13 protein-coding genes are annotated in these 18,085 nt (G+C 72.2%); 8 read left to right on the top strand and 5 right to left on the bottom strand.

The genetic code is table 11. The features are described 5' to 3' along the window. Positions 1-38: 38 nt before the first annotated feature. The 3 genes from KZ813_RS16190 (at position 39) to ruvA (ending at position 4,744) form a co-directional block, all read left to right on the top strand. Positions 39-1,028 (top strand): TauD/TfdA family dioxygenase, encoded by a 990-nt coding sequence (locus KZ813_RS16190; protein ID WP_219756020.1) that lies wholly within the window; start codon positions 39-41, stop codon positions 1,026-1,028. A gap of 404 nt (positions 1,029-1,432) precedes the next feature. Continuing rightward, positions 1,433-3,916, top strand: a complete 2,484-nt coding sequence (locus tag KZ813_RS16185) for a TonB-dependent receptor (RefSeq protein WP_258046876.1) — start codon at positions 1,433-1,435, stop codon at positions 3,914-3,916. 231 nt (positions 3,917-4,147) lie between these two features. Next, complete coding sequence (gene ruvA, locus KZ813_RS16180; RefSeq protein ID WP_219756019.1) at positions 4,148-4,744, top strand: Holliday junction branch migration protein RuvA; 597 nt, start codon at positions 4,148-4,150, stop codon at positions 4,742-4,744. 89 nt (positions 4,745-4,833) lie between these two features. On the opposite strand, the gene KZ813_RS16175 is transcribed toward ruvA, so the two are convergent. Continuing rightward, positions 4,834-6,231 carry a DEAD/DEAH box helicase gene (locus tag KZ813_RS16175; RefSeq protein ID WP_219756018.1) on the bottom strand — a complete coding sequence of 466 codons (1,398 nt, stop codon included), beginning with the start codon at positions 6,229-6,231 and terminating at the stop codon, positions 4,834-4,836. Positions 6,232-6,492: 261 nt separating this feature from the next. On the opposite strand from KZ813_RS16175, the gene KZ813_RS16170 reads away from it, so the two are divergent. The 3 genes from KZ813_RS16170 (at position 6,493) to KZ813_RS16160 (ending at position 11,368) form a co-directional block, all read left to right on the top strand. Next, complete coding sequence (locus KZ813_RS16170; RefSeq protein ID WP_219756017.1) at positions 6,493-8,601, top strand: hybrid sensor histidine kinase/response regulator; 2,109 nt, start codon at positions 6,493-6,495, stop codon at positions 8,599-8,601. A gap of 65 nt (positions 8,602-8,666) precedes the next feature. Then, positions 8,667-9,668 (top strand): fumarylacetoacetate hydrolase family protein, encoded by a 1,002-nt coding sequence (locus KZ813_RS16165; RefSeq protein ID WP_219756016.1) that lies wholly within the window; start codon positions 8,667-8,669, stop codon positions 9,666-9,668. Between the two features lie 173 nt (positions 9,669-9,841). Further along, the gene (locus KZ813_RS16160) at positions 9,842-11,368 is read left to right on the top strand and encodes a trehalase family glycosidase (protein ID WP_308461916.1); all 1,527 of its coding nucleotides are present in this window, start codon (positions 9,842-9,844) and stop codon (positions 11,366-11,368) included. A 13-nt stretch (positions 11,369-11,381) separates the two neighbouring features. On the opposite strand, the gene KZ813_RS16155 is transcribed toward KZ813_RS16160, so the two are convergent. From KZ813_RS16155 to KZ813_RS16140, 4 genes are all read right to left on the bottom strand, one after another. After that, the gene (locus KZ813_RS16155; RefSeq protein ID WP_219756014.1) at positions 11,382-11,672 is read right to left on the bottom strand and encodes a hypothetical protein; all 291 of its coding nucleotides are present in this window, start codon (positions 11,670-11,672) and stop codon (positions 11,382-11,384) included. Positions 11,673-11,798: 126 nt separating this feature from the next. Then, on the bottom strand, positions 11,799-12,695 hold the full coding sequence (locus KZ813_RS16150) for a DUF535 family protein (RefSeq protein ID WP_219756013.1): 897 nt from the start codon (positions 12,693-12,695) through the stop codon (positions 11,799-11,801). A gap of 183 nt (positions 12,696-12,878) precedes the next feature. Then, a complete protein-coding gene (locus tag KZ813_RS16145; protein ID WP_219756012.1) occupies positions 12,879-13,322 on the bottom strand; it encodes a BLUF domain-containing protein in 444 nt (147 codons plus the stop codon). Between the two features lie 221 nt (positions 13,323-13,543). Beyond that, positions 13,544-17,077 carry an error-prone DNA polymerase gene (locus KZ813_RS16140; protein ID WP_219756011.1) on the bottom strand — a complete coding sequence of 1,178 codons (3,534 nt, stop codon included), beginning with the start codon at positions 17,075-17,077 and terminating at the stop codon, positions 13,544-13,546. A gap of 41 nt (positions 17,078-17,118) precedes the next feature. Here KZ813_RS16140 and KZ813_RS16135 point away from each other — a divergent pair, with 41 nt between their 5' ends. Together KZ813_RS16135 and KZ813_RS16130 are read left to right on the top strand one after the other, a co-directional pair. Next, positions 17,119-17,403: a type II toxin-antitoxin system Phd/YefM family antitoxin gene (locus KZ813_RS16135; RefSeq protein ID WP_219756010.1), complete on the top strand. Its 285-nt coding sequence runs from the start codon at positions 17,119-17,121 to the stop codon at positions 17,401-17,403. After that, entirely contained in the window at positions 17,400-17,804 is a 405-nt protein-coding gene (locus KZ813_RS16130; protein WP_219756009.1) for a type II toxin-antitoxin system VapC family toxin, read from the top strand. Before KZ813_RS16135 ends, KZ813_RS16130 begins: the two co-directional genes overlap by 4 nt. Positions 17,805-18,085 lie beyond the last annotated feature (281 nt).

The raw sequence follows: 18,085 nt of genomic DNA, 5'->3' as shown, positions 1-18,085 counted from the left end.
ATAGCGCGCGCGGTCGCACGTCGCTAATCCCGTCACTTATGCCGCATGTCACGCTGCCGGGGCCGGGCCGCCCCCATGTCCTGATCGAGGCCGAGGGCGCGGAGGGTCTCGCCGCGCTCGACCGCGACCGGGTGGTCGACCTCTATCGCACCCACGGCGCTCTGCTGTTCCGCGGCTTCGGTGCCGACGTCGAGTCGTTCCGCGCCTTCGCCAAGCTCTTCTGCCGCACCGCGGTGGTCAACGAGAGCCCCGGGCGCAAGCCGATCGACCCCGCCGCCAACATCCACACGGTCGACGGCGGCACCGGCGCCTTCGCGCTCCACCCCGAGCTGTCGCGCGAGCCGTGGAAGCCCGACGCGGCCTTCTTCGCGTGCCTCTCGGCGCCGACGCGCGGCGGGCAGACGACGATCTGCGACGGCGTCGCGCTGGCGCGCGCGCTGCCCGAGCCGGTGCGCGCGGGGCTGCTCCACCGCCGGCTCTTGTACATCAAGCCGGTCTGGCCCTCGCTGCTGCGCTACTGGCTCGGCACCGAGGTGCCGAGCGACGCGCAGCTCGCCGCGCCGCCGCCCGCCTGCCCGTATCAGTTCCGGCGCTTCCCCGACGGCACGATCGTGCGCTTCTTCTCGCGCCCGGCGCTGCACACACCGATGTTCGCGGACGCGCCCGCCTTCGGCAATTTCCTGCTGTTCGCGCGCTTCAACAACAATCGGCCCGACCATCCCGTGCTCGACGACGGGCGACCGGTGCCCGAGGCGTGGCTGCAGGCGATCAAGGCCGCCGGCGACCGGCTGATGGTGCCGATGGAGTGGCGCAACGGCGACGTGCTGATGCTCGACAACACGCGCTTCCTGCACGGCCGCACCGCGATCACCGACCCCGGAGAGCGGCTGATCGCGACCTATTTCGGCTACGTCGACTTCGCGCTGCCCGACCCGGAGGAGCCGGCGGACGCGATCTGGCGCCGCGAGGACTTCGCCCCCCCGCTGCCGCCCGATCACCCGCGGCTGCGCGAGCAGGGGATGCGCTAGGCGGCGGCGGGTCGGTGGGGACGCCGAGATCTTTCCGATGCCTCTCCCTCCAAGGCAACGCCGCGGACGTCCTCACCCTCGCCACCATCTACGATCTCAGGCGCGCCGCCATCCTCACCGCCGATCGATGCCCTCGCATGCCGCGTCTCCTGTCATCCATCGCCGATCGCCCCAGGATCCGCCGCACCACCGCCGTTTCGCGGGGGGAATCCTCGCGGGAAAGATCCGCGATCGTCAGTCTCCGCCCTCGTATCCAGTTGGGTATAGCGGCATAAGAAGCCGCCGTTCCAGGCGCCTCCCACCGCTTGTCACTGAACTGACCCAGTAACGTCATCGCGCCGCAAGATGACGCTCGCACAGCGCGGCGTGGACGGGCGGATCAGCGCCCGCTGGGGAACGATCACATGAACCGTAGGATGCTGCTCGCCGGCGCGGCCGCGCTCGCTCTCCCGGTGGCGCCCGCCGCGGCGCAGGACGCGCGGATCGTGCGCGACGGCACCGGCGCCGCGCCCGCGACCGCCGCCGCCGCGCCCGCGGACCCGGCGCCCGGTGCCGGCGCCGACCAGGCCACCACCGACGACACCGCGGCGACCGACGTCGTCGTCACCGGCGCGGTGACTCGCTCGGTCACCCAGATCGGCAGCGTCGAGGTCCAGAAGATCCTGCCCGGCATCAGCCCGCTCAAGGCACTGCAGACGCTGCCCGGCGTGACTTATCTGACCGCCGACCCGTGGGGCAACAACGAGCAGAACATCTCGCTCTTCATCCACGGCTTCAACGCGCAGCAGCTCGGCTACACGCTCGACGGCGTCCCGCTCGGCGACCAGCAATACGGCAATTACAACGGGCTGAGCCCGCAGCGCGCGATCATCTCGGAGAATGTGGGCCGCGTCACGCTGGCCTCGGGCGCGGGCGACCTCGGCACCGCCTCGACCAGCAACCTCGGCGGCACGATCGACACCTTCTCGAGCGACCCGCGCGCCGACTTCGGCCTCACCGCGGCGCAGACCGTCGGCAGCTATCAGGCGACGCGCTCCTATCTCCGCCTCGACAGCGGCGACATCGGGCAGAACACGCGGCTCTACGTCTCGGGCGTGCGCCAGCGCGCGCGGGCGTGGGACTTCAACGGCTATCAGAACGGCTGGCAGGGCAACGCCAAGCTGGTCCACGACGACAGCCGCGGCAAGCTGACCGCCTATTTCGCCTATTCGGACAAGACCGAGCCCAACGAGGACGCCACCGTCGTCGCCGCGAACCAGGCATACCAGCCCTATATCCGGCCGTTCCTCTACGCCGATCTCAGCAACACGCTCAAATATTTCAACAACCAATATGCGTATAACGGCGCGCCCAGCTATGCCGCGGCGGGCAGCAACTACAGCAACTATTACGGCGGCGCGCTGCGCACCGACTATCTCGGTTACGCCAAATACGACTGGCGCGCGACCGACCGGGTGACCTGGTCGAACCAGGTATACTTCCATCACAATGACGGCGTCGGCATCATCGCCGGCCCGATCACCGCCGCCGGCCTGCCGCTGCTGTTCTCTTATTATTACCCGGGCGCCACCGGCAGCAGCCCGACCTCGCCGACCAACCTGGCGCGCCTCTCGACGATCTTCGGCAACTCGGGGCTGGCGACTCGAACCACCGAGTATCGCATCGATCGCTACGGCGGGCTGTCGACGCTCAAGGTCGAGCTCGGCAACCACCAGATCGAGCTGGGCGGCTGGTACGAGCGGCAGAGCTCGTCGAGCTTCCGTCGCTGGTACGCCTTCGACATCAACGATCCCAGCTCGGTCTATCGCCGCCCCAACAGCTACGCCGACCCGCTGATCACGCAGTACGGCAGCGAGGTGCGAGTCGAGGAGATCCAGGCGCATATCCAGGACGCGTGGCAGGTCGTGCCGACGCTGCTGGTCCAGGCCGGTATCAAGAGCACCTTCCAGAAGGCGCGGCAGGCGGTGCCGGTTCAGCCGATCCCGGGCTCGTTCACCGGCTCGCGCGAGCTGCCGGTCGGCCGGCTCAACACCGACGAATGGTTCCTGCCGCAGGCCGGCGTGCTGTGGGACGTGACCGCCAGCGAGCAGGTGTTCGTCAACGCGCAGAAGAACATCCGCCAGTTCCAGACGAGCGCGGCGGCCGGCCTGTCGCCGTTCGCGCTGGGCAGCCAGACGCTGTTCGAGGCGTTCAAGGACCAGACCAAGCCCGAGACGAGCTGGACCTACGAGGGCGGCGTGCGCACCCGCCGCGCGCTCGACCTCGGGCCGATCACCGGCTTCGAGGGCCAGATCAGTTACTATCACGTCGACTTCTCGAACCGCCTGCTCGGCGTCAGCCCGACGCAGACGATCAGCGCGGTGGCGAGCGGCGCGACGATCCTCGCCAACGTCGGCAGCGTGACGACCGACGGCGTCGACGTCGCCGGCACGCTGCGGTTCGGCGGCACCTTCTCGCTGTACAACGCGCTGTCGTACAACAACTCGCGCTACGACGACGATTATACCGTCGGCGCGGCGCAGACGGTGGTGCCGACCGCGGGCAAGAAGGTGCCGGGCTCGCCCGAGTGGCTCAACAAGACCGTCGCGACGATCGGCACCGAGGGCGTCGAGCTGCAGCTGATCGGCGACTATATCGGCCGACGCTACGCCACCTACACCAACGACCTCAGCGTGAAGGGCTATTTCACGCTGTCGGGGCGGATCGGCTTCGACATGCCGGTGTCGGGCGAGGGGCTGGCGAAGAAGCTGGGGGTGAGCCTCAACGTCACCAACATCACCGACCAGCGCGGCGCCAGCACGATCAGCATCGGCGCGGCGAGCGGGACGTACAATTTCTTCCCGGTCGCGCCGCGCCAGGTGTTCGCCACGATCACCGCGGGGTTCTGAGGGGTAGGAGCAGCCGTACCTCTCGCCCCGTCATCCCGGACCTGTTCCGGGATCCACCGTGCCGCGTACTCGAGAGGCGTTGCTCTCGCGGACGAGTGGATCCCGGACCAAGTCCGGGATGACGATGATTGAAGGGTGCCGCGCGCGATCTGACCTTCGATGCCGGCTGCGGAGATATCCGGATCGTCACCCCCATCGACGGCTGGCCCGGCATCGCCTAACGCCGCGCGCATGATCGCGCATCTGAAGGGGGTCGTGGCGTCGACCGGGATCGACCATGCGGTGATCGAGGTCGCCGGGGTCGGCTATCTCGTCGGCGCCTCGGCGCGCACGCTCGCCGCGCTGCCCCCCGTCGGCGAGGCCTGCCTCGTCCACACCGAGCTGCTGGTCGGCGAGGACTTCCTGCGGCTGGTCGGCTTCGCCGGCGCGGCCGAGCGCGACTGGTTCCGGCTGCTCACCGGGGTGCAGGGGGTGGGCGCGCGCGTGGCGCTGGCGATCCTCTCCGCGCTGGAGCCGAGCGATCTCAGCCGCGCGGTGATGGCGCAGGACAAGGCGACCGTGGCGCGCGCCAACGGCGTCGGCCCGAAACTGGCCGAGCGGATCGTGCGCGAGCTCAAGGACAAGGTCGGCGGGGTCGCGCTCGGCCCGGCCGCGGCGGCGCAGGCGGTGCCGGCGGGGGCGGGCGCCGACGCGGTGTCGGCGCTGCTCAACCTCGGCTTCCGCCCCGCCGAGGCGAGCGCCGCGGTCGCCGCGGCGGAGGAGGAGCTGGGCGCGAGCGCGGGGCTCGACGCGCTGGTGCGGCTCGCGCTGCGCAAGGCGGCGAAATAGGGGGAGCGGGCGGCAAGAAGCACGTCAGTCCTCCCCTGCGAGGGGAGGATCGACCTACCTCTTAGAACGGCGGTGGCGTTCTCAACCGCTCACCGGCCCGCGGGCGCGCCCGCGCCGCCGCCGGCACCGCGCCCGCGACCGCCGCGACGGCGGCGGTTGCCGCCGCCGTTGCCCCCGGCCGCCCCCGCGCTCGCGTTGGCGTAGTTGCGACCCTGCGGCGAGCCCGCGGTCGGGCGCGGCGCGTGCGTCGCCTTGGGGCGCGCCGGCGGGCGGCTCCCGCGCGGGCGATCCTCGCGCGGCGCGGGGTCGGCGCCGATCGCCTTGACGCGCTCGCTCTTGAGCTGCTCGGCGCGGCGCAGGAAGTCCTCGGGCAGTGCGGCCTGAGTCACCTTCTGGCGGGTCAGCTTCTCGATGTCCTTGAGGTACGGCCGCTCGTCGTCCGCGCAGAAGGCGATCGCCTCGCCGCTGCGCCCGGCGCGCGCGGTGCGGCCGATGCGATGGACGTACTGCTCGGGCACGTTGGGCAGCTCGAAGTTGAACACGTGGCTCACCCCCGAGACGTCGATGCCGCGCGCGGCGATGTCGGTGGCGACCAGGATCGGCACCTCGCCCGCCTTGAACGCCGCCAGCGCGCGCTCGCGCTGCGGCTGCGACTTGTTGCCGTGGATCGCGTTGGCGGCGATGCCGTTGCCCGCCAGCAGCTTCACGACGCGGTCGGCGCCGTGCTTGGTGCGCGTGAACACCAGCGCGCGGTCGATCTTGGTCTCGCGCAGCAGGATCGTCAGCAGCGCCTGCTTCTCGGTCTGGTTGCAGAAGATCACCGACTGGTCGACGCGCTCCGCGGTGGTCGACTGCGGCACCACCGAGACGGTCGCCGGGTCGGTGAGGAACTGGTCGGCGAGCTGGCGGATCGACGGCGGCATCGTCGCCGAGAAGAACAGCGACTGGCGCTTGCGCGGCAGCATGCGCACGATCTTCTTGAGCGCGTGGATGAAGCCGAGGTCGAGCATCTGGTCGGCCTCGTCGAGCACGAGGATCTCGAGCATCGACAGGTTGAGGAAGCCCTGCTCGATCACGTCGATCAGGCGACCCGGCGTGGCGACCAGGATGTCGACGCCGCGCGCGACGTCGTTGCGGTTCTTGGCGATGCTGGTGCCGCCGAACACGGTCGCCACCGACATCTTGGAGAATTGGCCGTAGCCGCGCGCCGACTCGGCGATCTGGCTGGCCAGCTCGCGCGTCGGCGCCAGCACCAGCATGCGGCAGTGGGTGGGCAGCACGCGCTTGTTCGCCTCGGACAGGCGCTGGATCGACGGCAGCACGAACGCCGCGGTCTTGCCGGTGCCGGTCTGCGCGATGCCGAGCAGGTCCTTGCCCTCGAGCAGCAGCGGGATGCTGTCGCGCTGGATCGGGGTGGGCTCGCTATAGCCCTTGGCCTCGAGCGCGCGGACGAGCGGCTCGGCCAGGCCGAGATGGGAGAATGACATGTGAGAATCCTGCGAAACGGGCCCTCCGCGCGCCGCGAGGGCGCACGGGTGGCGGGGGGAAGATGACGCCCCGCGTGACTTGGGAAGCCCTGAAACAACGACCGAGGCGGAGCCTGAGCCCGCGAGGGCCCGATCACGCTGCATACGTCTCGATGCGGCGCAGATGGCGCAGGTGCAGCAAAAAGTCAAGGTCGCGGCGTTGAACCGCTGGCCCATGTTGGTGTTAGGAGACCGTGACCTTTCCACCGCAGCCCCTCTGACATGACCCAGCCGTCCGCTTCGTCGCGCTCGCACGCGTCCGCCGCTGCCTCCAGCATCGGGCGCTGGGACTGGGACATCCGCGCCGATCGAGTCACGTCCGACGCCGGCTTCGCCGCGATGTACGGCGTCGCGCCCGAGCTGGCGCGCGACGGCGCGCCGATCGCGGACTTCTTCGCCGGCATCCATCCCGACGACCTGCCGCGCGTGCGCGAGGCGATCGAGCACAGCATCGCCACCGGCGCGCCGTTCGAGGCCGAGTATCGCCTCCTCGGCGCGGAGGGGCGTACCCGCTGGGTCGCCGCGCAGGGCCGCGTCGACCGCGACGCCGACGGCGCGGCGCACCATTTCCCGGGGGTCAGCTTCGACATCGACCAGCGCAAGCGCGCGGAGCTGCGCCTCGCCGCGCTGGTCGAGCTGGGCGACCGGCTGCGCGAGCCCGGCGACGCCGGCGACCTGGCGCTCGCCGCCGCGGAGGTGCTGGGCCGCGCGCTCGACGTCAGCCGCGCGGGCTATGGCACCGTCGACGCGACGGCCGAGACGATCACCACCGAGCGCGCCTTCTGCGCCCCCGGCATCGGCCCGCTGCCCGGGGTGCTGCACTTCCGCGACTATGGCTCGTACATCGAGGACCTCAAGCGCGGCGTGACCGTGGCGATCGAGGACGTGCGCGAGGACCCGCGCACGCGCGACACCGCCGACGGGCTGCGCCAGCTCGCGGCGATGTCCTTCATCAACATGCCGGTGACCGAGCAGGGCGGCTTCGTGGCCCTGCTCTATCTCAACCACGCGCACCCGCGCGCGTGGAGCGACGAGGAGCAGGCGTTCGTCCGCGAGGTGGCCGAGCGCACGCGCGACGCGGTCGAGCGCCGCCGCGCCGAGCGCGAGCTGGCCGATCTCACCGCGCGGCTCGAGCAGGAGATGGAGGCGCGCACCGCCGAGCTGATGCGCGCCGAGGAGCAGCTGCGTCAGGCGCAGAAGATGGAGGCGGTGGGGCAGCTCACCGGCGGCTTGGCGCACGATTTCAACAACCTGCTCACCGGCATCTCGGGCGCGCTGGAGATGCTGCAGGTGCGCGTCGCGCAGGGCCGGATCGGCGAGCTCGACCGCTACGTCACCGCGGCGCAGGGTGCGACGCGGCGGGCCGCGGCGCTGACCCACCGCCTGCTCGCTTTCTCGCGCCGCCAGACGCTCGACCCGCGCCCGACCGACGTCAACCGGCTGGTCAGTGACATGGAGGACCTGGTCCGCCGCACCGTCGGCCCGGCGATCGCGCTCGAGGTGGTCGGCGCCGCCGGGCTGTGGGACGCGCTGGTCGATCCCAACCAGCTCGAGAACGCGCTGCTCAACCTGTGCATCAACGCGCGCGACGCGATGCCCGAGGGCGGGCGGATCACGATCGAGACCGCCAACCGCTGGCTCGACGAGCGCGCCGCGCGCGAGCGCGACCTGCCGCCCGGCCAATATCTGTCGCTGTGCGTCAGCGACACCGGTACCGGCATGCCGCCCGAGGTGCAGGCGCGCGCCTTCGACCCGTTCTACACCACCAAGCCGCTGGGCGAGGGCACCGGCCTGGGCCTGTCGATGATCTACGGCTTCGCGCGCCAGTCGGGCGGGCAGGCGCGGATCTACAGCGAGGTCGGGCAGGGGACGACCGTCTGCATCTACCTGCCGCGCCACTATGGCGACGGCGGCGAGGAGGACACGACCGCGCCGCCGCTCGACCAGGCGCCGGCGGCGCAGGGGACGCCGGTGGTGCTGGTGGTGGACGACGAGCCGACGATCCGCATGCTGGTGGTCGAGGTGCTCGCCGGGCTGGGCTATGCCACGCTGGAGGCGGGCGACGGCGCCGCGGCGCTGCGGCTGCTCGGCGCCGGGGCGCGGCCCGACCTGCTGGTGACCGACGTCGGCCTGCCGGGGCAGATGAACGGGCGCCAGGTCGCCGACGCCGCGCTGGCGCTGATCCCCGCGCTGAAGGTGCTGTTCATCACCGGCTACGCCGAGAATGCGGTGATCGGCGGCGGGCAGCTCGCGCCCAACATGGGGCTGCTGACCAAGCCCTTCGCGATGGAGGCGCTGGCGGGCAAGGTGCGCGCGCTGCTGGCGGGGTGAGGGTGCGCCCCGGGGTGGCGCGCCGCGCGCATCCGCGATACGCCTGACGCGGAGAGGAGCAGCGCATGAAACTCGCCAGCCTGAGAGAGGGGCGCGACGGTCGCCTCGTCGTGGTCTCGGACGACCTCGCCTGGTACGCCGACGCGGCGCATCTCTGCCCGACGCTCCAGGCCGCGCTCGACGATTGGGACCGCGTCGCGCCCATGCTCGAGCTGCTCGCCACCGACCTGCGCAACGAGGCGATCCCGCGCGCGCGCTTCCACGAGCATGACGCCGCCGCGCCGTTACCGCGCGCCTATCAATGGGCCGACGGCTCGGCCTATGTGAACCATGTCGCGCTGGTGCGGCAGGCGCGCGGCGCCGAACTGCCGGAGAGCTACTGGCAGGATCCCCTGCTCTACCAGGGCGGGTCGGACTCCTTCCTCGGCCCGCGCGACGCGATCGCGCTCGCCGACGAGGGCTGGGACGCCGACTTCGAGGCCGAGGTGGTGGTCGTCACCGGCGACGTGCCGCAGGGGACGACGCGCGACGACGCGCTCGGGCTGATCCGGCTGGTCGGGCTGACCAACGACGTGTCGCTGCGCGGGCTGATCGCGGGCGAGGTGGCCAAGGGGTTCGGCTTCTTCCAGTCGAAACCCGCTTCCTCCTTCTCGCCCGTGTTCGTCACTCCCCAGTCGCTCGGCGACTGGTGGCAGGACGGCCGGCTGGACCGCCGGCTGATGGTGGAGCGGAACGGCGAGCCGTTCGGCCGCGCCGAGGCGGGCGTGGACATGACCTTCGACTTCGGTGCGCTGATCGCGCACGCGGCGCGGACCCGGCGGCTCGGCGCGGGTACGATCATCGGCTCGGGCACCGTCTCCAACCGCGACGCCGACGGCGGCCCGGGGCGGCCGATCGCAGAGGGCGGGCTGGGCTATTCCTGCATCGCCGAGCAGCGCGCGGTGGAGACGCTGCGCGGCGGCGCCGCGACCACCCCCTTCCTGCGGCGCGGCGACACGGTGCGGATCTGGGCCGAGGACGATCGCCACCATACCCTCTTCGGCGCGATCGAGCAGGTGGTGGAGTGAGCGAGCGCGCCGGCGGCGGGTCGGCGTCGCGCGACCGCTCGAGCGGCGACCTCTCCCGAAAGGACGCCGTGTTCCCGCCCACCCGAGGACCCAGGAGGGAGCAGCACGGCGGATCGCGGTCCCCGCGTCGCCTGGGGGCCCTCGTGCGCGGGAGCACGGGGGTTATCGCCGCCGTGGCGCTCACGCTGCTGCCATCGACGGCGACGGCGCAGACCGCGCCCGCGCCCTCCGTCGCCGCGCGCGCCTATCCCGCCTCGCCCGCGGAGCTGTTCGGCGCGCTGTTCGACCAGGTCCAGCGCCGCCGGCTCTTTCCCGACGGCAAGACCTTCGCGGACGCGACGCCGCGGCGCGCGCCGGCGGCGATCATGGCCGATTACGCGCGCGCCGGCACGCTCGACGACGCGGGCCTGCGCGCCTTCGTGCTGGCGAACTTCGACGTGCCCGGGCCCGGCCGCACCGCGCCGCCCAGCGCGGCGCGGCCGCCGCTCGCCGAGCATATCCGCGCGCTGTGGCCGCAGCTCACCCGCCCGCCGCTCACTCCGCCGCCGGGCTCGTCCGCGCTCGCGCTGCCACGCCGCTACGTCGTGCCGGGCGGGCGCTTCCGCGAGATGTATTATTGGGACAGCTATTTCACGATGCTGGGCCTGGAGGCCGATGGCCAGCATGCGCTGACCCGCGACATGGTCGAGAATTTCGTCTCGCTGATCCAGCGCTACGGCCACGTCCCCAACGGCACCCGCACCTATTACGTCAGCCGCTCGCAGCCGCCGTTCCTCTACCTGATGATGGACCTGGTGCGCGACGCCGATCGCGCCACGCAGGCGCGCTGGCTCGACGCGCTGCTCGCGGAGCATCGTTTCTGGGTCGGGCAGCGCACGGCGACGATGCCCGACGGCGCGCGGCTGCAGCATTACGGCGACGGCAAGTCGACCCCGCGCGACGAGAGCTATCGCGAGGACGTCGCGACCGGCCAGGGCGACGCGCGCGTCTACCAGGACCTGCGCGCCGGCGCGGAGAGCGGCTGGGACTATAGCTCGCGCTGGTTCGCCGACGGGCGCACGCTGGCGACGATCGACACGACGACGATCGTCCCGGCCGATCTCAACAGCCTGCTCTACGGCATGGAGCGGGCCATCGCCGCGCGCTGCCGCGCGCTGGCGCGTCCCTGCGCGGCCACCTTCGAGCGCGCCGCGGCGACCCGGCGGCAGGCGATCGAGCGCTGGCTGTGGAGCGAGCGCGACGGCCGCTACGGCGACTATGACCTCGCCGCCGCGCGGCTGCGCGACGGTGTCACCGCGGCGACCGCCTATCCGCTGTTCACCGGGGTGGCGTCGCGGTCGCGCGGCGCGCGCGTGGCCGCGACGATCGAGCGCGACCTGCTCGCCGCCAACGGCCTGCGCACCACCGCGGTGGCGACCGGGCAGCAGTGGGACAGGCCCAACGGCTGGGCGCCGCTGCAGTGGGTCACGGTCGAGGGGCTGCGCCGCTACCGCGCCGAGGCGCTGGCACGGCGGATCGGCACGCGCTTCCTCGCCACGGTCGAGCGCGAGTATCGCGCCTCGGGCAAGCTGCTCGAGAAATACGACGTCGAGGAGAGCCGCGCCGGCGGCGGCGGCGAGTATCCGACGCAGGACGGTTTCGGCTGGACCAACGGCGTCACGCGCGCGCTGCAGCAGCGCTACGGCCAGCGCGCGCGATAGCGGCGCGGCGCGCTCAGCCGGCCGTCCCGCACGGCCACTCGACCAGCACGCGCCCGTTCGGGAAGGTGGTGATGCAGCCGCACTGGTCGCCGTCGCAGATCAGCTCGACCGTCTGGAGCCGGCGCTCGCCGTGCTGCACCGTCCTCGCCTCGAACTTGAGCGCGCCGTCGGGCAGATCGCCGAGACCGACGGCGCCGCGGAAGATCGCCGCCAGCTCGTCGAGCCGCTCCTTGATCTCGTCCGACAGACGCGTGACTCGCGCGGAACCTGACTCATCGAGCTGGTGTTGACGCTGCTCTGTCATGATCGACTCCAGTGTTGATGCTGGCCGGATCGGTAAATTGCGCCGCTAGTACAGACGAGTCAACCAGTGAGTCCGGGATCAAATCTTACACTATACTGTCGATCACGCGGCTTCTGTGGCAGTTTTCTACAAGGCCACGGCGGCGAACTCGGGCCGCCCCGTCGCCGTCCCGAGCGCGGCGAGCATCTCGGCGCGCAGCGCGGCGCGCAGCCGGCGCCGACGGCGCGTGCGCGAGCGGTGCTTGCCCGATACGTCGCCCTCCTCCGGCTCCGCGCGGCGCGGGTCGACCAGGAAGAAGTCCGCGTCGGTGCGCTCGCCGTCTAGCTTGGCCCACAGCTCGTCATAGTCGAGCGAGCTCGATCGCCCGTCGACGACATAGCCCGCCGCCACCTGGGTCCGGTTCGACGGGCCGGCGAGCAGCGCGGCGCCGAGCGCCTCGGCCAGCGTCGCGGCGGCGAGCAGCAGCAGCGTCGGCGCGGCGATCTCGCCGTTGACGCGCGCGACGTAGCGCAGCTCCTCGCGCACCTGATAGCCGCCCTGCAGACCGCCGACGAGCAGCACCGGCGCGTCTGCCGCGCCGATCAGCGCGCCGCTCACCAGCGCGAAGGTGAGCGTGAACAGCCGCTGCCCGTCGAGCAGGAAGGCGAGCTCCACCTCGCCCTCCATCGGCGCCAGCCGCGCGGGGGTGAGGAGCAGTGCGTGGTGGCGCCCCTCCTCGTCGTGCCGCTCCCACAGGGTGAAAGGCGCGCGCCACAGCGCGTCGCCGTGCGCGGCGGCGTGGCGCGCGACGAAATCATGGTGATGGATCAGCGCCGCGAGCCGCTGGCGGCGGCTGAGCGGCGCGGCGAGATAGTCGCCGATATATTTGAACGGCCCGTGGCGCGCGCTCGCCCCCTTGCTGGCGGCGACACCGGCGCGGCGCGCGCGCGCCATCGCGCGCCGCAGCCGCAGCTGCTCGACCGGGTGGCGCAGCACGCCCAGCAGCTGCCGCACGCGCCGGCGCGACGGCTTAAGCGCCAGCATGCGTGCCTCGGCGATCGGCGCCCCTGCCCATCCGTCCTATCGTCCTGCGTCCCGGCTGCGATCGCGTCCGCGGCGGCCTGAGGCCCGGGTCGCGCCGCCGGGCGATGTTGCAAAGCAGCGGAAAGTTCAAGCTAAATTGCTGAAGATGTGGCCAGTCGCGGGAAAGCGGCACGGCCCGCGGTCTCAGTGCGGGACAGTGCCGCGGCGGCGCTCGCCGCGCCCGATCACCGCGAAGCCGATGAAGGCGGCGAGCAGGCCTGGGTCCTCGACCCCCGTCAGCGCGCCCTTGACCGCGGTGAGGAAGTCGGCGGCGGCGCGCACGTCATCGACGCGGCGATAATCCATCGCCCAGTCGCCGAACTGGCGCGCGGCGATCGCGCCGTCGCTGACATAGGCGAGCGCGTGGTGGCGCGGGTCGCGCGTGATCCGCGCCATCAGCGCGCGCAGGGCGGGCTCGTCGCCCTCGATCGCCTGGATGAAGCGCGCGCCGTCGTGCAGCAGCAGCCCGGTGACGCCGGCGGCGCGGTTGCGCTCGGCCGCGGCGCGGCACAGCGCCGCCGCCGCCGCGTCGGAGAGGGGCGCGGTCGCGCGGCTCAGATAGACGATCTGGTGCAGGGCAGCGGGCATCGGCGGGTCGTCCGGGGCGTGGGGCGGCACACGTCGGCCTTGGCCACGATGACGGTAAATGCGTGCGAAGGATTGTAGATAGTTGCGATGGCGGCGTGATCCGGCGTGTTCGATCCGGCGTGCTCCTGCGCGGGGGAGCCCAGGGTCACGCGCGTCCCAGGGGCCCTGGACTCCTGCGTCCGCCGGCGCACCCCGCTGCTTCACATCAGATGGGTCAGCACCTAGTGGAAGTCGTGGCTGGCGATCGGGATGACGTCGTCGCGGCGGTCGCGGAAATGATAGTCGGAGCGCGGGCGCGGCTGCCAGCCCTTGTCGCCGCGGTCGGGCGCGCCGGGATAGGTGGCGCCGTCGCCGCGCGCCACCAGCCGCGGCAGGTCGACGTCGCCGACCGAGCGCAGCATCGCGGTGAGGTCGGTCACGCGCTCGACGATGACGTGGATCACCGCGCCCTCCTGCTGCACGCGCCCCTTCAGGCTGACCATCGCCGAGGACATCACGGTGCGGCGCTGCGCCTCGAAGCGGTCGGGCCAGAGGATGCCGTTGGCGACGCCGCTCTCGTCCTCGATCGTGATGAACAGCACGCCCTTGGCCGAGCCGGGGCGCTGGCGCACCAGGATGATGCCGGCGACCTCGACCAGCTTGCCGTCATGCCCGGCGAGGTCGCCGCAGCGCGTCACCCGGGCCTCGTCGAGCCGCGGGCGCAGGAATTGCAGCGGGTGCGCGCGCAGCGACATCTGCGTGGCGCGATAATCCTCCACCACCTCGCGCCCCTGGGTGAGCCGCGCGAGCGTGACGGGTTCCTCGCGCCGCTCGATCCCGGCGAGCAGCGGCAGCGGCGCCTCGCCCAGCCCGCGGATCGCCCAGAGTGCCTGGCGCCGGTCGAGCCCGAGCGCGCGGAAGGCGTCGGCGCGCGCCAGTTTCTCCAGCGTCGCCAGCGGCACGCCCGAGCGCCGCCACAGATCCTCGACCGAGGTGAAGCGCGCGCGCGCGCGGGCGGTGAGGATCCGCCCGGCGTCCTCGCCCGAGAGGCCGTGGATCACGCGCAGGCCGAGCCGCAGCGGGGCGAGCGGGGTGGCGCCGCGTCGTCGCGGGTTGCCGCTGGTCAATCGCTGGCGCTCCACCTCGGTCGAACGGCCGTGCTCCTGCGCACGCAGAAGCCCAGTGCCGCGCGCGTCACGCTCACGGCCCTGGGCTTCGGCGTTCCCCGGCGCACGATCGCGCGCTGATGGGTCTGAGCCTGTGTCAGCGTCACCCTGACGCAGGCCGTGCTCCGGTGGGGAGGGCGGTGAGGGAGTCGTCGATATCCCGCCGCCCGAACCCGTCGTGCGCCCATCGCCCCCCCCTTGCGCCGCGGGCGGATCCTCCACCAGCGCGGTGTCCCACTCGCTCTCCAGCACGCACACCGGCCGCACCTCGACGCCGTGCGCGCGCGCGTCGCGGACGATCTGCGCGGGGGCGTAGAAGCCCATCGGCTGCGCGTTGAGCAGCGCCGCGCAGAACACGTCGGGGTGGTGGCATTTCATCCACGACGAGGCATAGGCGATCTTGGCGAAGCTGGCGGCGTGGCTCTCGGGGAAGCCGTAGCTGCCGAAGCCCTCGATCTGCGCCACCAGCCGCTCGGCGAAGGCCTCGCTGATGCCGTTGCCGCGCATCCCCGCGATCAGCCGCTCGCGGAAGCGCCCGACACCGCCGGTCAGCTTGAACGTCGCCATCGCGCGGCGCAGCTCGTCGGCCTCGCCCGGGGTGAAGCCGCCCCCGATGATCGCGACCTGCATCGCCTGCTCCTGGAACAGCGGCACGCCCAGCGTCTTCTGCAGCACCGCGCGCAGCGCCTCGTTGGGATATTCCACCGCCTCGCGCCCCTCGCGGCGCTTGAGATAGGGGTGGACCATGTTGCCCTGGATCGGTCCCGGCCGCACGATCGCGACCTGGATCGCGATGTCGTAGAAGGTGGTGGGCCTCATCCGTGGCAGCATGCTCATCTGCGCGCGGCTCTCGATCTGGAACACGCCGAGCGTGTCGGCCTGCTGGATCATCTCGTAGGTCGCCGGGTCGTCGCCCTGCAGCGCCGCGCTGGCGAGGTCCATGGCGACGTTCTTGTGCGCGGCGAGCAGGTCGAAGGCGCGGCGCATGCAGCCCAGCATGCCGAGCCCGAGGATGTCGACCTTCATGAAGCCGAGCTCCTCGATATCGGCCTTCTCCCACTCGATCACGCGGCGGTCGACCATCGCGGCGGGCTCGATCGGGACGAGCTGGTGGAGCGGGTCGCGCGTCAGCACGAAGCCCCCGGGGTGCTGCGACAGGTGGCGCGGCGTGCCGATCAGCTGCTTGGCGAGATCGAGCGCGAGCGCCAGCCGCGGCTCGGCGGCGTCGAGGTGGAGCGCGGCGACGTGCTCGGTCGGCACGCCCTCGTTCGACCAGCCCCACACCTGGCTGGCGAGCGCCCCGGTCATGTCCTCGGGCAGGCCGAGCACCTTGCCGACCTCGCGGATCGCGCCGCGGGTGCGGAAGCGGCTGACCACCGCGGTGAGCGCGGCATGGTCGTGGCCGTAGCTCTCGTAGATCCACTGGATCACTTCCTCGCGCCGCTCGTGCTCGAAATCGATGTCGATGTCGGGCGGCTCGCTGCGCTCCTCCGAGATGAAGCGCTCGAACAGCAACTGATGCTCGATCGGGTCGATCGAGGTGATGCCGAGCACGTAGCAGATGATCGAGTTCGCCGCGCTGCCGCGCCCCTGGCACAGGATCTGCTGGTTGCGCGCGAAGCTGACGATCGAGTTGACCGTGAGGAAATAGGGCGCGTAGCCCATCCGCTCGACCAGGCCGAGCTCGTGCTCGAGCTGCGCGGCGTAGCGCGGCGGCGGCGCGCCGTCGAACAGCCGTGCCAGCGCGTCGCGCGAGAGGCGGGCGAGCGCCTCCTGCGCGCTGCGCCCGCTCATCACCCGCTCGTCGGGATATTGATAGCGCAGCTCGCGCAGCGAGAAGGTGCAGCGCTCGGCGATCGCCTCCGCCGCGGCGAGCGCCTCGGGCCGGTCGCGGAACAGCCGCGCCATCGCGCTCGGCGGCCTGAGGTGGCGGTCGGCGCTGCGCTCGCGGCGCAGGCCCAGCGCGTCGATCGTGCACTTCTCGCGGATCGCGGTGACGACGTCCTGGAGCATGCGCTGCTCGGGCGCATGGTACAGTACGTCGCCGGTGGCGAGCGGGGTCAGGCCGTGCGCGCGCGCCGCCTCGCTCAGCCGGTGCAGCCGCAGCTGCTCGCCGGGGCGACGATAGTGGGTGAGGCAGACATGGCCGGCGTCGCCGAACAGGTCGGCCATCCAGCGCATCTGCTCGAGGTCGGGCGCGTGGCCGGGGACGAGCGCGGCGACCAGCCCGGCGGCGTGCGCCGCGACGTCCTCCCAGTGGAGGAAGCAGCGGCCCTTCTCGCCGCGCTGCGCGTCGGCGCGCGCCTTGCCGCGGCTGAGCAAAGTGGTGAGCCGCGACCAGGCGGCGCGGTCCTCCGGCCAGACCAGCAGCGAGGCGCCGTCGACCAGGTCGAGCCGGCAGCCCGGGATCGAGCGCACCTCGAGCCCGCTGTCGCGGCGCACCTGGTCGCAGGCGTAGAGCGCGCGCACCACGCCCGCGACCGAGTTGCGATCGACGATCCCGAGCGCTGGCATCCCCATCGCCGCGGCGGCGGCGACGAGCTGCTCGCACGACGAGGCGCCGCGCAGGAACGAGAAATGCGTGGTGACCTGGAGCTCGCTGTACGTCACGACGCGAACCGACTATATGGAATGGTCAGTCGGAGACGGGCATGGGCAAGGTCGTCGGCATCACCGAGTTCAAGGCGCGCTGCCTCGCGCTGCTGGGCGAGATGGAGCGCAGCGGCGAGCCGCTGACGATCACGCGCCGCGGCCGCCCCGCGCTGACGCTCACCGCGCGCGAGCTGCGCGCCGAGGATGCTGGCCCGTTCGGCGGGATGCGGGGTACGGTGGCGGTTCACGGCGACATCGTCGCGCCGTTGGAACCCGACGATACCGCGCGCGACGCCGCCTGGGACACGCTCGGCTTCCCGGTGAGCGACGCGCCCGCGCGGTGATCCTGCTCGACACGCATGTCGTGGTCTGGGCGGTCGACGACTCGCCGCGGCTGGGCGCGCGTGCCCGCGCGCTGATCGCCGGCGACGACGACCGCCGCGTCTCGACGATGGTGGCGTGGGAGATCGCGATGCTGGTGGCACGCGGCCGGCTGGTGCTCGGCCTGCCGCTCGACCGTTGGATCGAGCGTAGCCTCGCGAGCGTCGCGGCGCGCGACGTGCCCGTGTCGCGCGCGATCGCGCTGGAGGCGGGGCGGCTCGGCGACGGGCTCCACGGTGACCCGTGCGACCGGCTGATGGTGGCCACCGCGCGCGCGCTGGACTGTGCGCTGGTCACCGCGGACGAGCAGATCCTGCGCTACGCCGCGGCGGGGCATGTCCGCGCGGTCGACGCGCGGGGGTGAGGGAGCGGGGGTGACGTTGCGGACCGATCGCCGGGCGTCGCAGTGACGCCTCGCGTCGTCGTTCGTCGCAGCAGCGATGGAAGCCGTACGGCGACCCCACCCGCTCGAGTCGCCCCGGCGAAGGCCGGGGCCCAGGTGGGGGACGCCGGTGGGACCCACGACAGCCTTCCCACCTGGGCCCCGGCCATCGCCGGGGCGACGCGAGGGGAGAGGCGCGGCCAGCTGGTCGGCAACGTGGTGCGGCCGAGGAGGCGTGATGGCGTCGCTGCGCACCATCGTTT

This window comes from Sphingomonas folli, from assembly GCF_019429525.1.
In the GTDB taxonomy this organism is placed as follows: Bacteria; Pseudomonadota; Alphaproteobacteria; order Sphingomonadales; family Sphingomonadaceae; genus Sphingomonas; species Sphingomonas folii.
The sequence above is the reverse complement of the archived record's forward strand: the minus strand, read 5'-3'. Positions and strand labels throughout refer to the sequence as shown.

What these genes read in the sequence shown, in the direction of transcription:
- KZ813_RS16165 (WP_219756016.1), top strand. Translation starts at nt 8,667, where the DNA reads ATGAAACTCGCCAGCCTGAGAGAGGGGCGCGACGGTCGCCTCGTCGTG.
- KZ813_RS16190 (WP_219756020.1), top strand. Translation starts at nt 39, where the DNA reads ATGCCGCATGTCACGCTGCCGGGGCCGGGCCGCCCCCATGTCCTGATC.
- ruvA (WP_219756019.1), top strand. Translation starts at nt 4,148, where the DNA reads ATGATCGCGCATCTGAAGGGGGTCGTGGCGTCGACCGGGATCGACCAT.
- KZ813_RS16155 (WP_219756014.1), bottom strand. Translation starts at nt 11,672, where the DNA reads ATGACAGAGCAGCGTCAACACCAGCTCGATGAGTCAGGTTCCGCGCGA.
- KZ813_RS16145 (WP_219756012.1), bottom strand. Translation starts at nt 13,322, where the DNA reads ATGCCCGCTGCCCTGCACCAGATCGTCTATCTGAGCCGCGCGACCGCG.
- KZ813_RS16170 (WP_219756017.1), top strand. Translation starts at nt 6,493, where the DNA reads ATGACCCAGCCGTCCGCTTCGTCGCGCTCGCACGCGTCCGCCGCTGCC.
- KZ813_RS16185 (WP_258046876.1), top strand. Translation starts at nt 1,433, where the DNA reads ATGAACCGTAGGATGCTGCTCGCCGGCGCGGCCGCGCTCGCTCTCCCG.
- KZ813_RS16175 (WP_219756018.1), bottom strand. Translation starts at nt 6,231, where the DNA reads ATGTCATTCTCCCATCTCGGCCTGGCCGAGCCGCTCGTCCGCGCGCTC.
- KZ813_RS16135 (WP_219756010.1), top strand. Translation starts at nt 17,119, where the DNA reads ATGGGCAAGGTCGTCGGCATCACCGAGTTCAAGGCGCGCTGCCTCGCG.
- KZ813_RS16150 (WP_219756013.1), bottom strand. Translation starts at nt 12,695, where the DNA reads ATGCTGGCGCTTAAGCCGTCGCGCCGGCGCGTGCGGCAGCTGCTGGGC.